Raw genomic sequence first — 14,260 nt, 5'->3', positions numbered from 1 at the left:
CCTTTGAGAATAGGTGAATCAAAATTGCAAAAAAAAAGAATCTTAATACTCTCAGAAGGCTTTGGCGCGGGACATACTCAAGCTGCTTATGCACTGTCGAGCAGTCTGCGCCAACTGTCACCTAATTTACAAACAAAGGTGCTGGAACTAGGGAATTTTCTAAATCCCAAAATGGCACCTATTATTCTGTCCGCTTATCGCAAGACGGTAACGACTCAACCAAAGCTGATGGGCTACGTCTACCGCCATCAGAAATCATTTAATCGTCTTACCACACTTGCCCTGCATCGTATATTTTATACGCATACCAAAAATGTTGTTATGCAGCTGAAGCCTGACGTTATTGTCTGTACACACTTTATTCCGGGTGCTGTAGTATCTCGGCTAAAGAGAGTGGATCCTACCTTACAGGTACCGCTCGTAACTGTTATAACGGATTATGACGCACATGCCAGCTGGATCAGTCCAGAGGTAGACCGTTATCTGGTTTCAACACCTGAGGTTAAGTCCAAATTGCGCATGCGGAACATTCCTGCTGCAAAAATTCGGGTCACCGGGATACCCGTACATCCTAACTTTTGGGAGCATCCTGGAAAGCAGGAGATACGAGAGCAATTCAATCTAAAGGATATCCCCACAGTACTAGTCATGGGCGGCGGCTGGGGGATCATGAATGATCAGGTAGTAAATGCCTGTCTTGCAGACTGGCGGGACAAGATTCAGATTGTCTTTTGTCTCGGAAATAACGATAAGCTGCTGCGTGAAATGAAAGAAGATCCTCGTTATAATCATCCCAATATTTCTCTAATCGGCTTTACGCGTGAGATCGATAAACTTATGGAGGTATCCGATCTGCTAGTCACAAAGCCGGGTGGAATGACCTGTAGTGAAGGACTCGCTAAAGGAATTCCGATGCTTTTCTATCACCCTCTGCCCGGGCAGGAGGAGGAGAATTGCCGCTATTTTACTGCATCAGGCTTCGGAGAGCCGATAGAATCTTTAGACGTAGTCGTAATGTGGATGGAACGCCTCTTAAACAACTATGAAGACGTGCAGAATAAGCGGAAGCTCCATCTAGAGGAAATCGCTCGATACCACCCCTTACAAAGCGCTCAAAGCATTATCGAATTACTGGAATAGCAAATAAAGCGGCAAGCCTCCATATCTCTGGAGACTTGCCGCTTTATTGTTAACTACAGCCGATATTTATCTAATCGAGTAGCCTGATACTGTTTGAGTGCTTCTGCGCCTACAATTGCCTCACAACGATGGATATTCACGCCACGTCCCACAAATTTCGTCTCGTATTCCGTCATAATATGATCCTCATTTATGATGCCGTCTGCATGTAGGTCCAAAGAAATATTTTTCATCTGTAAACCAAAGTCTGCAAATGCATTCAATGAAAATTCAAATAGGCTTCGGGAATCTGTTTTCAGATGAATTTCACCTAGGTCGCTTAGCAGGCCGCGATATTTGTCAAGAAAACGCGGATGTGTCAAACGACGTCGAGCATGCTTACTCTTAGGCCACGGATCACTGAAGTTAAGATAAATTCGTTCCAGCTCTCCAGGAGCAAATACTTCCTCTGCGTAATCAATATTGGCAAGCGCCAATTTCAGATTAGGTGGCGTCTCATGACCTGCTGGCTCCCAAACTGCTCTAGCCTTATCTCCAGCACGACGGATCAGTTCATCATACATATCAACGCCGATAAAATTAATATCGGGATATTTGAAGCTCATTTGGCTGATAAACTGCCCCTTGCCCATTCCGAACTCCACATGGATCGGATGATCATTTCCGAACAGCTTGGACCACTCACCTTTATAACTACGAGGGTCAAGAATGACTAGATCGGTCTGTTCTTCCAAACTTTCACGTATTCCTTTTCTTCCGCGTAAACGCATAGGTATTCCTCCGATTATCTCTTATACGATAACTGTCACTTGCAATATTGTGCCGAAATTGTCCCGAAAAGTAAAGGGATTGGGGTAAAAAGAAAAAGGAATTCTCTGGTTCAGCTCTTAAATGAGCTATCCAGAGGAATTCCTTCGTTGTGTATATTTGGATTTAAGGCTCATTCTTGTCCGGTAGATTAGGATCTACTTTGTGTTTGAGCTTGTGGCAAATGTCTTTTTTTCGAATGCACTACGAATTTTACGCTGTGCATCTGTCTTGATCTTAGGGTTTCCGTTAAATTCCACGCCTGTTAGTGCAAGGGCTTCATCTGGCGTTAAGTGGACTTCAATCGAATCTTTACCCTCAGCATATACCGTTTGAGAATTCATTGCTATCACCTCACGGTTATTATTATGGATCGGACGACACGAAATTATGAACTCCTGGTTGAATTTCTTTATGCCACAGCAGCTTTTCACACTCTGAATATAACATACTATGTAAGCATTTTCAAGTTGAAAGCGCCTTACTTGCAGCCTATTTTTAATGCCAGTCCCGGGAGTGAATGTTACGCCGAGCTCTGTTTTTTGATACAATGTATTGGATTATAAAGAAACGGCTGTGTGTTCTCTTTTATAAAGATGCCATCCGTCTCAGAAAAATATAAGAATCAGGATTCTTATCCATGATTATATTTTCAGAAAGGAGCTCTTTGTGTCTAATCTTCAATACACTACTCCTCCGCTCCTGTGGGGGGATAAACGTTTCCATACTTGGAATTATGAAATGCGTGAGCAAATGAATACCAAGGTGTTCAAAGTTATGCTCGATGCAGGCTTTACCTGTCCCAACCGTGATGGCTCCATCGCTAAAGGTGGTTGTACTTTTTGCAGTGCCAGAGGTTCTGGTGATTTTGCGGGAAGTCGCCGAGATGATCTCGTCACCCAATTTAATAATATCCGTGACAAACAGCATCTAAAATGGCCAAACGCTAAATACATCGGATACTTTCAGGCCTATACCAATACGTACGCTCCGGTCGAAGAGCTTAGAGAATATTTCGAAGTGATTTTGCAGCAGCCAGGTGTCGTAGGACTATCTATTGCTACACGGCCTGACTGTTTGCCAGATGATGTTGTCGAATATTTAGCAGAGCTAAACGAACGCACGTATCTGTGGGTAGAGATGGGTCTTCAGACTATACACGACTCTACTTCAGAGCTAATTAATCGGGCTCACGATAGCCAGTGTTATGTAGATGCTGTTGAGAAGCTGCGGCGTCACGGCATTCGTGTCTGCACCCATATCATTCACGGTCTTCCACAAGAGACGCATGAAATGATGCTTGAAACTGTATCTGCTGTGGCTCGCATGGATGTGCAAGGAATTAAGATTCACCTTCTGCATCTCATGCGTAAAACACCAATGGTGAAGCAATACGAAGCCGGATTGCTTCGATTCATGGAACAGGACGAGTATGTGAAGCTAATTGCCGATTCACTCGAAATTCTGCCTCCTGAGATGATTGTGCACCGTCTAACTGGCGACGCGCCTCGAGATCTCTTAGTCGGACCGATGTGGAGTCTCAAGAAATGGGAAGTGCTAAATGCCATTGACGCTGAACTTGTTGCCCGCGATACTTGGCAGGGTAAGTATTGGAGGAAGAGCTGATGGGCTTTATGTCCGTTCTAAGCTTTGCCCATAAATTAATCTCTGAGCGACTGACCTTAGGTGACCGAGCTATCGATGCTACTGTGGGGACAGGTGCAGATACGCTTTTTCTGGCCAAAACAACCGGCATTCGCGGGGAAGTCTATGGTTTCGACATCCAAGCTGCAGCATTGAGGTTGGCTGAAGATCGACTGCGGCTTGCAAGGGAGGATGCGCCTTCGCTCGCTGACGTCACCTTGCTGGAACGCAGCCACGCCGAAATGGCCGAAGCCGTTCCTGCAATCTGGCATGGCACCGTTGGGGCTGTGATGTTTAATCTTGGCTACTTGCCTGCGGGCGATGCCGACAAGAATATCATTACTCAGCCTGACAGTTCTATTGCAGCCTTGGAGGCTTCACTCCAGTTACTGCGTCCAGGGGGAATCATTACGGCAGTTCTTTATCCCGGCCATGCAGGTGGAGATCTCGAAGCCGCCTCTGTTGAATCATGGGCAACGGCAGTCTCCCCACTTGTAGCGCAGAGCATTGTTTACCGCCAGCTGCAGCGCAAGGATTCACCTTATGTAATTGCGCTCGAGAAGAAAAAAGGAATCCCCTCTTAATCTGTAAGTAATTAACAATCTTATATTTGGAAGGAAGATGTAATAATGACACAACCATATCCTTTGAAATTTCAACCGGAGTTTAAAGAACGTGTCTGGGGAGGCCGTGCGCTGGAGAAATTCGGGCTAGATCTACCTGAGGGACATATTGGTGAAGGCTGGATGATCGCCGATCACGCGAATGGTACGTCTTCGGTGGTAAATGGAGCGTTAGCCGGCAAAGGCTTGGATCAAATTCGTGAGCAGTTCGGCCATGAATGGTTCGGAAGCAAAGGAATTTCAGAGGCGGGCGGTAGATTCCCTCTACTAATCAAATTGCTGGATTGCAACGACAATCTTTCCGTTCAAGTCCACCCTACAGATGATTATGAGGGATTACCTCAAGGTGAACTGGGCAAAACAGAGATGTGGTACGTGTTAGACGCTAAGCCAGGTGCCAAGATCATTTATGGTCTTAAAGATGGTGTTGACCGTGAAACATTGCGCGAAGCACTGGAGAAAGGAACCGTTATGGATAGCCTTCAAGAAGTATCTGTCTCCGCAGGAGACTCCTTCTATATTCCAGCCGGAACCGTTCATGCGCTATGCGCTGGTGTCGTTGTAGCAGAGATTCAGCAAAATTCCGACACTACATACCGCATTTATGACTATGACCGTCCAGGCCTGGATGGAAAGCCACGCGAGCTTCATATTGAAGATTCACTTAATGTGACAGCCTATGAAGGCGCCGGGGCTACTTCTATGAAGACAGATAACGCAGTCCCTGGAGAGTGGTTGCAGCTTGCCGCTTCACCATATTTTATCGTAGAAAAGGGAATCGTAAATGGTTCATGGGACCTCACCACTACAAAAGACAGCTTCACTATTCTAGTGATCTGTGAAGGCAGTGGACATCTTACGTGGGATGGCGGCTCTCAGCCTTATGCTGCAGGAGAATGCTATCTGATTCCTTCCAACCTCGGCCGTTACGCTATCGAAGGTCATTCTACTGTGCTTCGTTCTTATTTACCATAAGTCGAGAACCTTTAGGAGGAATGGAGCATGAAGGAAAACAGTTTTACCCTAACGGATCCTATAGGTGTAAATATCCATGTCTATGAATGGTTACCTGAATCCGATGTTCCAGTTAAGGGTATCGTGCAAATTTCTCACGGAATGTGCGAAACGGCTGTCCGTTACGCTCGGTTTGCGGAAGCATTAACCGGAATAGGTTATGCAGTATATGTAAATGACCACCGGGGACATGGTAAAACCGCTGGTCAAGTCAATCTCCTCGGCGATGTCGGAGAGGACGGATTCTATTGGATGCGGCGCAACCTGCTTCAGGTAGCCGCCAAAGCACTTTCCAAACATGAAGGAAAGCCCATCTTTCTTTTCTCTCATAGCATGGGCTCCTTTCTGGCCCAAAAGCTGATGTGTGAAGAAGGTAACGAAATCTATACAGGGTTTATCCTAAGCGGTACAAATGGTCCCCGCAGTATGCTGCGCCTTGGCGAATCTCTGGCTAGTGCACAGCTTAAGCTAAAGGGAGAACATCACCGCAGTGTATTGATGAATAGCTTAGTATTCGGCAGTTACAACCGTGCCTTTTCTCCCGTAAGAACAGCTTATGACTGGCTGAGCAGCGATGCTGCAGAAGTTGATAAGTACATTTCCGATCCATTCTGCGGAGCCATTTGTACGACACGTTTTTTCCGTGACTTCTTCCACCTCCTAAGGGAGATTCATTCCGAAGAATCACTTAGCACATTATGTACAAGCAAGCCCATTTATATATTTGGTGGAGATAAAGATCCTGTAGGGATGACCGGCCAAGGTATTCCCCGTCTAGCTGAGTTGTATAAGAAACGAGGAGTGGCAGACGTTGAGTATCGACTATATCCAAGTGGCAGACACGAGATGCTAAATGAGGTAAACCGGGATCAAGTTACAGCTGATGTAATTAACTGGCTAGACCAGCATCTCCCTTCTGAGGTTACGGCTACAAGTTAAGAAAAAGCCGAAGTTTTGAGGCTAGTGGATTTTATGTAGAGCAGCGGTCCTCCCGTTATTGGGGGATCGCTGCTTTTCGTTTTGGGTTGTGTGCAGCTTACTTTACCCCTTACTACCTTACTTTCCCCCACTGCTTTCGGACTCAGATGACGATTGCGAATGACGCAAAAATAGACCGCCCCAAAGGAACGGTCTATCCATCAAACTGAACCGCCTTATTACAATGGCAGCGTATAGTACTGAGCACGTTGGCTCTCGTTCTGCTGGTACATCACGATCAGGAGCGTGCGACCTTCTCGAACGGAAGAAGGTTCAGCTACGGCTACAGCCGAGCTTGTGGTTTGGACAGACTCTTCTAAACCACTCTCTGTGCCTCCTTGTATTAGCGACTCTGAAGAAGGTACAAACCCGTCGACAACATTGTCCGCTTCCTCTTCCTCTGAACCCCCATCTGCCCGTAGACCGCTGATGGATTCCAGCACCGCTTCAAGCGAGAACGGTAGCACTTCAAGCACCGTATATTTTTGCAGCTCTCTTTCACTGAGTCCGGCTTCTGCCAACTGCGCAGAGATTTGACCCGGATTAGCAGCGATATCCCTCAAGTAACTCGACCAATCCGACTTATCCAGCACGAAATCCCACCAGATTTTGCGAGGCTTATACTTGTGTCCTAGGAAATAATCAAGCTTCATTAGCCCAGTAATAATATCCATAGACGGAGTCCCACGATCTATCAAGAAGGACTGCAAACGGATAAAGAGATCTTCCAGTTGATGCCCAATCTTTTGCCAGCCTCTCTCCTCCCAATAGTCACCGAACTCCTGGAAGAAATCGAATGGGGAATCAAACACGTGACGGATCAAGTATTTGGCCGTATGGTCCATCCGATGGCTGTTCCAGTATTTCTCCAGCACATCCTCAAGCCGCTTCAACCGGATAATATCCGAGAAGGACATCATATGACTGCTAAGAATTTCGTAAGGGGCATGTTCCATATACGTATACTCATATTTTGCCGCCTGAGCGCGCAAGCCCGTCCCCCGAAGCATTTTGAGGAATCCAAGCTGCAGCTCTTCTGGCTCCATAACGAATACATCATTAAAGGTTTTGCGGAAGGTGGTGTAATCCTCCATTGGCAGCCCCGCGATCAAATCTAGATGCTGATCGATATTGCGACTTTCCTTAATCTTCATCACGGTACGTGACAGTTTCTTAAAATTCTGGCGACGTTTAACGAGCTCGTTCGTCTCATCATTCGTAGACTGTACACCAATCTCAAATCTGAAGATGCCCGGAGGCGCATTCTTGGACAGGAAATCCAGAACTTCTGGCCGCATGATATCTGCTGTAATTTCAAACTGGAATACACAGCCTTGATGATTGTCGATCAGGAATTGAAACATTTCCATCGCATAGTTACGATTGATATTGAAGGTGCGGTCCAAAAATTTAATGATTTTGGCACCATTCTCAATTAAGTAGAGGAGATCAGACTTCACGCGTTCAATATCATAGTAACGTACACCTACCTCAATGCTGGATAAACAGAATTGACAGTTAAACGGGCAACCACGGCTTGTCTCAAAATAAACAATACGTTTACTCAAATCTGGAATATCCTCGGGAAAACGGTGAGGCGTAGGCAGCGTATTTAAATCGCTTTTTGGACGAGGTGGATTTACAATGATCTCCTCTCCCTTACGATAAGCAGCGCCATACACAAAATGAAATTTCCGGTCGTCTCTCAGCTCCTGCAGCAGATGATGAAAGGTCTCTTCTCCATCTCCGTTGACAATAAAATCAATACCGGCCTCTCTTTTCATCCAATGCAGCGGCTCATACGAAACTTCCGGTCCTCCCAGAACAATCGTAACCTCAGGCATCACTTGCTTAAGAATTCCAATCAGCTTAAGCGTCTCTTCGATATTCCAGATATAACAGGAAAATCCAATCACATCTGGTCGTTTCTGAAACAAGTCGGACACGATATTCATCACGGGATCTTTGATGGTGTACTCTACCAAATGAATATCATTAAATTCATGCTCACTGTAAGCTTTTAGCAAACGAATCGCCAGTGAAGTATGGATGTATTTGGCGTTTAATGTGGTTAGGATGATTTTCATGCTACACGACCTTCTCTACATTTCATTTTGAAAAAACTCTAGGAATGCTTTACCGTACTTCCGGTATTTCACTTCCCCTACGCCCTTCACTCTCAGCATTTCCGCTTCGGTCTGCGGACAAACCACACTCATCTCACGCAGCGTTGCATCATTAAAAATAATATAAGATGGCACATGCTCTCGGCCTGCCAGTTCCCGCCGAATCAGACGCAGTTGCTCAAAGACGGTCTCATTGACTGCCGAAGGTGACAAATCATGTCCACGACTACGAACTCGCGTACCGGATGCCGTACCTGCTCGTGATGGCCGCGCCACTCGCTGCATCACCTCACGTTGGCCTCGCAGTACCTCAGCAGCCAAAGGCTGGAGCCGTACTACGGGATATTGTCCTTCAGACAATGCCAGATATCCTTCAGAGATAAGTACATTGATACTCTCCGAGATCTCCTTCTCCGTCCGGCTCGACATCGCACCATGGGTCGGCAGCTTATCAAAACCATACTGCATCACCTTCTGATTGCGAGAACCTTTAAGCACAGAAGCCACCAACGCTACTCCATAACGCTCTCGCATACGGTGGATGCAAGAGAATATCTTCTGTGCATCTACAGTCATATCTACAAGCTCTCGTTCATCCGTACATGAGCTGCAAATCCCGCATGGCTTGTCTCCATGTGCCTCACCAAAATAATCCAGCTGAGCACTCCGCAAACAACGGTTAGTATAGCAATAATCAATCATTTGCTGAAGTTTGCGATATTCGTTAGCTTTGCGGTCCGTATCCTGCGGATTCTGCTCAATTAGGAACTTTTGTGTCATAATATCCTGCGCACTAAAGAGCAGGATACACTCACTAGGTTCACCGTCACGGCCAGCACGACCAGCCTCTTGAACATAAGCTTCCATATTTTTCGGCATATTGTAATGAATTACGTAACGGACATTGGATTTATCAATCCCCATCCCAAAGGCATTCGTGGCCACCATGACCCGGATATCATCATATAGGAAGCCTTCCTGACTATCTGCCCGCTCCTGATCATTCATCCCTGCGTGATAGCGGCCTGCTGCTATTCCTGAAGCCTGCAGCCTTTGATATAGATCATCTACTTCTTTGCGTGTAGCCGCATATACAATGCCCGGTTGGTGGGAATGCGTCGCTGTGTAGTCCATGACGAATTCTCGCTTATTCTCTCCACGTAGCACAGACATGGCTAGATTATCTCTTCCGAGTCCAGTCATGAAAATACCTGGCTCGCGCAGACGAAGCAGCCGAACCATGTCCTCCATAACCTCTGGCGTCGCCGTCGCTGTAAATGCAGCCAAGATAGGTCGTTCTGGCAACTCGTCCACAAATGGCGATACCGACAAATAACTTGTGCGGAAATCATGTCCCCACTGTGATACACAGTGTGCCTCATCTACAGCCACACAGGAAATAGACAGCTCAGCCATCTCTAGACGGAACCAATCCAGCTCTAGTCTTTCGGGCGCGACATAAAGCAGCTTCAAATCACCGCGACGGGCAGCCCGAATCCGCTCATTTACTTCTTTTCCGCTTAACGTGCTATTAATAAAGGCTGCCGGAATACCTGCCGTGGTCAATGCATCCACCTGATCTTTCATCAGCGAGATCAATGGCGATATCACCAATGTCAGTCCGGGCAGCAGCAATGCAGGAACCTGATAGCAGATCGACTTCCCGCCTCCAGTAGGAAGAATTCCTAGCGTGTCTCGACCTTCCAGCAAGTTCTGAACAATCTTCTTCTGACCATCCCGAAAATCTGGATAACCGTAATATTTCTGCAATTCAGCCTGCGCCTGTTCAATAGTAGGTGCTTGCATCTTCATATCTCTCATAACCCCTTAAGCGTTTCTATCTTTAGTTTAGCGGTCAATGGTGTATTGAGCAACACTCCTGAACTATCATCACCTTGTTCTTCTTTTGAAATATTTACATAAAAGGTCTTCTTTTAAGCCAAGCTTTAAGATGAGTGATTTCATAGAAAGGTGGAGCGACCGTGCAAAATTGGAAACAAAAATATACCTCTTTTAAACAAAAGCCTGCACGCAAAGAGACCTCTGCCCAGGAGAATCGTCCGCTAAAACCACTGGATTCCAGCCTAAAAAGCAATATAAGCTTCATTCGACAAGTCTTTGGAGAAGACAGCGACCTTATTGTCCGTAACTTTAAAGTGTACGGTAGATATGATGCGGCTATTATCTTTTTTTCTTCTGTAGTCGACCAGAATCAGATTCAGAACTATGTTTTAAAGCCGTTAATGAATGTTTCCTCCGACCCCTCAGAAATTCCAGAAGATTTAAAAGATCTAGCTGATTACATCTGGAGTATGACGGTACAAGTAACACAAGGGAACCGAACTAAGGACCTAAATACTCTAGCCTCCATTTTGTTAGAAGGAAATGTAGTCCTACTCATAGATGAAATGGATCAGGCCCTGTATTTCAATCTGCGTAAAATTGAGCACCGTAGCATTGAGCAACCTCAAACTGAACAAGTCATACGTGGTTCGCGAGATGGGTTTATTGAGAATTTACAATCCAATCTCTCCTTACTTCGCTATCGACTGCAAACGCCGGATTTTCGTGTAGTAACTGCTCCTCTTGGCGCACGGACGCGCTCAAAAGTAGCTGTTTGTTATATCGAAGGAATAGCAGATCCAGGACTAGTTCAAAAGGTGATGAAAAGATTGTCAGCTATAAATGTAGATGGCATCCTTGATTCGGGGTATATTGAGCAATTCATAGAAGATCATCCCCTCTCCCCGTTTCCACAGGTTCAGCCAACCGAACGTCCGGATAAATCTATAGCCTCTTTATTAGAAGGACGAGTCATCATCCTTGTAGACGGCTCACCATTTTGCCTCATCGTCCCAGCGCTTTTCAATCAGTTCTTTCAGACGGTGGATGACTATACGGAACGTTTTGTTGTAGGAAGCCTCCTAAGAATGATCCGCCTGATCGCATTATTATTTTCCCTTTTCTTCCCAGCCTTATATGTCTCCATCATCTCTTTCAATCCTGAGCTACTGCCGACAGAGTTCGCCGTAGCTATAACAGGTGCAAGAGCTGGCGTACCCTTTCCAGCCGTATTGGAAGTTCTGATTATGGAAGTCTTCATGGAGGTGCTGCGTGAAGCAACCATTCGCTTACCGCAAATGATTGGCGGGGCTCTTTCTATTGTAGGTGTGCTTGTCATTGGTCAGGCAGCTGTAGCAGCAGGTCTGGCGAGTCCAACTACCGTAGTTGTTGTCGCTATAACGACCATAGGGTCTTTTGCCACACCCGCTTACAATGCCGCTATTTCTTCAAGAATGCTTAGATTTCCATTGATTATATTGGCAGGCTGCTTTGGTCTGTACGGAGTAATGCTTGGCACGATTGTTATTGTTAACCACTTATTATTTCTGGAATCCTTTGGTGTTCCCTACATGACCCCCTTTGTTCCTACAATATGGAAGGACCTTAAGGATAGTATCGTTCGGGTACCTCTATGGTGGATGCGAAGTCGCCCAAGCTTTCTTAATACACCTGACCCTGATCTTCTTGCGAATGATATCCCCAAAATGCATACCGATCTTATTTTTAAGGAGAAAGGTGAACCTGATGAATCGTAACCGCCCCATAACAACGATCCAAGTCATGGCTGTAATCATCAGTACGATTATAGGAATAGGAATTTTAAGTATTCCTCGTTATATGGCTGAAGCCGGAGACAGTGGTGCACCGCTCGTAACTGCTTCTGGCGTACCTGTTGCTTTTTTGGGTTGCTGGTTTACTGCGGTTGTCTGCCGAAAATTCCCTAACGAAACGTTGTTCGTGTTCAGCCGTCGCCTTCTCGGAACTTGGCTCGCGGATATTTTCTCCATGCTTATTTCTTTGTTTTTTGCTTTCTCTGCCGGGATCACCATGCGCCAATTCGGAGAAGTATGTATTGCGGTTGTCTTTAAAAAGACACCAATCGAAGCAGTAATTCTCTTAATGCTCCTACTGGTTGCCTTATCAATCCGTAGAAATATTGTAAAATTCACTTATGTACATGTTTTTTATTTACCCTTTATTCTATTATCCGTTATCGCAATTATATTGGTAGCTATGAGAAATGTTGATGTTCTGAACTTGCTACCCCTCACCGGAAATCACACCACCTTATCAAGCTTTTCCAAAGGGACAATTACGTCTGCCACCCTATATCAGGGCACATTTGTCATAACACTATTAGTTCCTCTTATGAAAAAACCTCAACAAGCCCTTAAAGCAGGCATTATTGCGCTTGGTTTCATTGGATTCATTTATATAATGATCGTTTGGGTCACTCTAGGCATGTTTGGAGCTCAAGAATCCAAAATACTTTCCTATCCAACCCTAGAAGCAGCTCGCTCCATATCCATCGGCGCAGGACTATTAGAACGGTTTGATGCTCTTTTTATAATAATATGGGTGATTTCTATATTCACTACCATCTTTACGAACTACTACATAGCTGCATACTCTCTGCAACAAGTACTGCGGCACAAGGATCGCCGCCTGATCTCCAGTTTCTTATTTCCGCTTATCTTCATTTTTTCACTTTTCCCGAGAAATATATTTCAGGTCAATACATTTGCCAGCATTACAGGCATATTCGGTTTGGTTTTTTTGACCATCTACCCTCTTTTATTATGGTTAGCTTCTCTAATCCGGCATAAAGGAGCCCTGTCTCATGAATAAAAAAACTTACAAGCGTGTAGTTCTTATCTTTATTCTCTCACTCCTGTCTGGATTGCTCGCAGGCTGCTGGGACCAGCTTGAAATTGAAGACCGTGCATTGGTACTAGGGTTATCCATTGATTCCGTCCCTTCAGACAGTAAAATAAATGATGATCAAACCACTCACTTAAAAAGCGCAAATATTAACAATCCCCAAATTCGTGTGACCGCCCAAATTGCGGTACCGGGAAGAGTTCCACTCGGACCTGGCAGTGGGGGTGAAGGCGGGGGTGGAAATCAAAGTCCAGTATGGGTCGTAGAAGTATATGGATACACATTAGATGATGCCATGAACAATTTACAGCAGCAAATTTCCGATCCACGTTATTTGATTCATTTAAGAGTGATTATTATTAGTGAGGATGTTGCGAGAAAAAGCATGGATGACTTAAATGATTATTTGCGACGCAATCCAGAAGTTCGTCGCCGGACCTGGCTGCTAGTATCCGAAGGGGAAGCTGCTAAATTTATGAATATAAATCCTCCACTGCAGCGAGTACCGACCCTTTACATCCTGTCCACCATGGAGAAAGCAGTGACATCAGGAAAATTTCCCGGAAATTATATAGGCGTGTTCTGGTCAGCTGAATCCAAATGGGGAGAAAGTGGTTATCTGCCTTACGTCTCTTTACATCAGGAGGACAATATCATGATTAAAGGCCTTGCTTACTTTAGCGGTGGATTAATGGTGGGTTCAACGCTTCCTATTGAAATTGGCGCGTATATGGCCATGAAGGGCATTAATCCTGGAGGATACTCTGATCTTTTCAATGCTGAAGAATTCGGTCCGGTGATGCTCAAGGTCAACGACCGTTTTACGAGAGTGAAGGTGCAATTCAAAGAGGGCAAACCTCATATTATCTACAACATCTCTTTAGAGGCGGCTCTAGATGAGCATTTACGTAGCAATATCCCTATCGATTCCAGCCGGTCTTTAGAAAAGATTGAAGATATCTTTCAAAAGAGAGTGATCGGTATTTTCAACCGCTTTATCGAAGAAACTCAACAAGCGCATTCCGATGTCTTTGGCATGGGTGAATATATTCGTGCATATGCTCCCTCCTACTGGAAAGCCCATGTTCGTGACAAACATGACTGGGAGCAGCAGTATTCCAATCTCAGTATTGAAGTTAAGTTGAAAACTCACATCGATAGAGTAGGTCTAAAACAAAATTAAATGACGTTTATAGGAGGCTC

At 45.3% G+C, this 14,260-nt stretch carries 12 protein-coding genes; 8 read left to right on the top strand and 4 right to left on the bottom strand.

Features of this window, described 5'->3' with window-relative positions:
* The first annotated feature begins 24 nt into the window (after positions 1-24).
* Positions 25-1,140 carry an MGDG synthase family glycosyltransferase gene (locus ACN6MV_RS06725; RefSeq protein ID WP_375105096.1) on the top strand — a complete coding sequence of 372 codons (1,116 nt, stop codon included), beginning with the start codon at positions 25-27 and terminating at the stop codon, positions 1,138-1,140.
* Positions 1,141-1,193: 53 nt separating this feature from the next.
* On the opposite strand, the gene trmB is transcribed toward ACN6MV_RS06725, so the two are convergent.
* Positions 1,194-1,910: a tRNA (guanosine(46)-N7)-methyltransferase TrmB gene (gene trmB, locus ACN6MV_RS06720; RefSeq protein ID WP_036679523.1), complete on the bottom strand. Its 717-nt coding sequence runs from the start codon at positions 1,908-1,910 to the stop codon at positions 1,194-1,196.
* Positions 1,911-2,105: 195 nt separating this feature from the next.
* The gene (locus ACN6MV_RS06715; RefSeq protein ID WP_042125061.1) at positions 2,106-2,291 is read right to left on the bottom strand and encodes a hypothetical protein; all 186 of its coding nucleotides are present in this window, start codon (positions 2,289-2,291) and stop codon (positions 2,106-2,108) included.
* Between the two features lie 325 nt (positions 2,292-2,616).
* Between ACN6MV_RS06715 and ACN6MV_RS06710 the strand changes: the two genes are divergently transcribed.
* The 4 genes from ACN6MV_RS06710 to ACN6MV_RS06695 are packed head-to-tail and all read left to right on the top strand — an operon-like array spanning position 2,617 to position 6,167.
* Positions 2,617-3,573: a TIGR01212 family radical SAM protein gene (locus ACN6MV_RS06710; protein WP_042125059.1), complete on the top strand. Its 957-nt coding sequence runs from the start codon at positions 2,617-2,619 to the stop codon at positions 3,571-3,573.
* Positions 3,573-4,175, top strand: a complete 603-nt coding sequence (locus ACN6MV_RS06705; protein ID WP_042125057.1) for a class I SAM-dependent methyltransferase — start codon at positions 3,573-3,575, stop codon at positions 4,173-4,175. Before ACN6MV_RS06710 ends, ACN6MV_RS06705 begins: the two co-directional genes overlap by 1 nt.
* A 45-nt stretch (positions 4,176-4,220) precedes the next feature.
* Positions 4,221-5,189: a type I phosphomannose isomerase catalytic subunit gene (locus ACN6MV_RS06700; RefSeq protein ID WP_419885974.1), complete on the top strand. Its 969-nt coding sequence runs from the start codon at positions 4,221-4,223 to the stop codon at positions 5,187-5,189.
* Positions 5,190-5,216: 27 nt separating this feature from the next.
* Positions 5,217-6,167 (top strand): alpha/beta fold hydrolase, encoded by a 951-nt coding sequence (locus ACN6MV_RS06695; protein ID WP_419885973.1) that lies wholly within the window; start codon positions 5,217-5,219, stop codon positions 6,165-6,167.
* 218 nt (positions 6,168-6,385) lie between these two features.
* Here the strand turns inward: ACN6MV_RS06695 and ACN6MV_RS06690 are convergent, their stop codons facing one another.
* On the bottom strand, positions 6,386-8,293 hold the full coding sequence (locus tag ACN6MV_RS06690) for a B12-binding domain-containing radical SAM protein (protein WP_419885972.1): 1,908 nt from the start codon (positions 8,291-8,293) through the stop codon (positions 6,386-6,388).
* A gap of 15 nt (positions 8,294-8,308) precedes the next feature.
* A complete protein-coding gene (gene recQ / locus ACN6MV_RS06685) occupies positions 8,309-10,144 on the bottom strand; it encodes a DNA helicase RecQ (protein WP_419885971.1) in 1,836 nt (611 codons plus the stop codon).
* Positions 10,145-10,314: 170 nt separating this feature from the next.
* Between recQ and ACN6MV_RS06680 the strand changes: the two genes are divergently transcribed.
* From ACN6MV_RS06680 to ACN6MV_RS06670, 3 genes are read left to right on the top strand one after another with little or no spacing between them, the layout of a single operon-like run.
* On the top strand, positions 10,315-11,931 hold the full coding sequence (locus tag ACN6MV_RS06680; protein WP_419885970.1) for a spore germination protein: 1,617 nt from the start codon (positions 10,315-10,317) through the stop codon (positions 11,929-11,931).
* Complete coding sequence (locus ACN6MV_RS06675) at positions 11,921-13,024, top strand: GerAB/ArcD/ProY family transporter (RefSeq protein WP_419885969.1); 1,104 nt, start codon at positions 11,921-11,923, stop codon at positions 13,022-13,024. Before ACN6MV_RS06680 ends, ACN6MV_RS06675 begins: the two co-directional genes overlap by 11 nt.
* Positions 13,017-14,240: a Ger(x)C family spore germination protein gene (locus tag ACN6MV_RS06670; protein ID WP_419885968.1), complete on the top strand. Its 1,224-nt coding sequence runs from the start codon at positions 13,017-13,019 to the stop codon at positions 14,238-14,240. Before ACN6MV_RS06675 ends, ACN6MV_RS06670 begins: the two co-directional genes overlap by 8 nt.
* The last annotated feature ends 20 nt before the right edge of the window (positions 14,241-14,260 follow it).

Origin of the sequence: Paenibacillus sp. B-A-8 (genome assembly GCF_048572915.1) — a bacterium.
Taxonomy (GTDB): domain Bacteria; phylum Bacillota; class Bacilli; order Paenibacillales; family Paenibacillaceae; genus Paenibacillus_AQ.
The sequence above is the reverse complement of the archived record's forward strand: the minus strand, read 5'-3'. Positions and strand labels throughout refer to the sequence as shown.

Bases quoted from the DNA above. Each gene is read 5' to 3' on its own strand.
- ACN6MV_RS06715 (WP_042125061.1), bottom strand. From the start codon at position 2,291: ATGAATTCTCAAACGGTATATGCTGAGGGTAAAGATTCGATTGAAGTC.
- ACN6MV_RS06695 (WP_419885973.1), top strand. From the start codon at position 5,217: ATGAAGGAAAACAGTTTTACCCTAACGGATCCTATAGGTGTAAATATC.
- ACN6MV_RS06670 (WP_419885968.1), top strand. From the start codon at position 13,017: ATGAATAAAAAAACTTACAAGCGTGTAGTTCTTATCTTTATTCTCTCA.
- ACN6MV_RS06690 (WP_419885972.1), bottom strand. From the start codon at position 8,293: ATGAAAATCATCCTAACCACATTAAACGCCAAATACATCCATACTTCA.
- ACN6MV_RS06705 (WP_042125057.1), top strand. From the start codon at position 3,573: ATGGGCTTTATGTCCGTTCTAAGCTTTGCCCATAAATTAATCTCTGAG.
- ACN6MV_RS06675 (WP_419885969.1), top strand. From the start codon at position 11,921: ATGAATCGTAACCGCCCCATAACAACGATCCAAGTCATGGCTGTAATC.
- recQ (WP_419885971.1), bottom strand. From the start codon at position 10,144: ATGAAGATGCAAGCACCTACTATTGAACAGGCGCAGGCTGAATTGCAG.
- trmB (WP_036679523.1), bottom strand. From the start codon at position 1,910: ATGCGTTTACGCGGAAGAAAAGGAATACGTGAAAGTTTGGAAGAACAG.
- ACN6MV_RS06700 (WP_419885974.1), top strand. From the start codon at position 4,221: ATGACACAACCATATCCTTTGAAATTTCAACCGGAGTTTAAAGAACGT.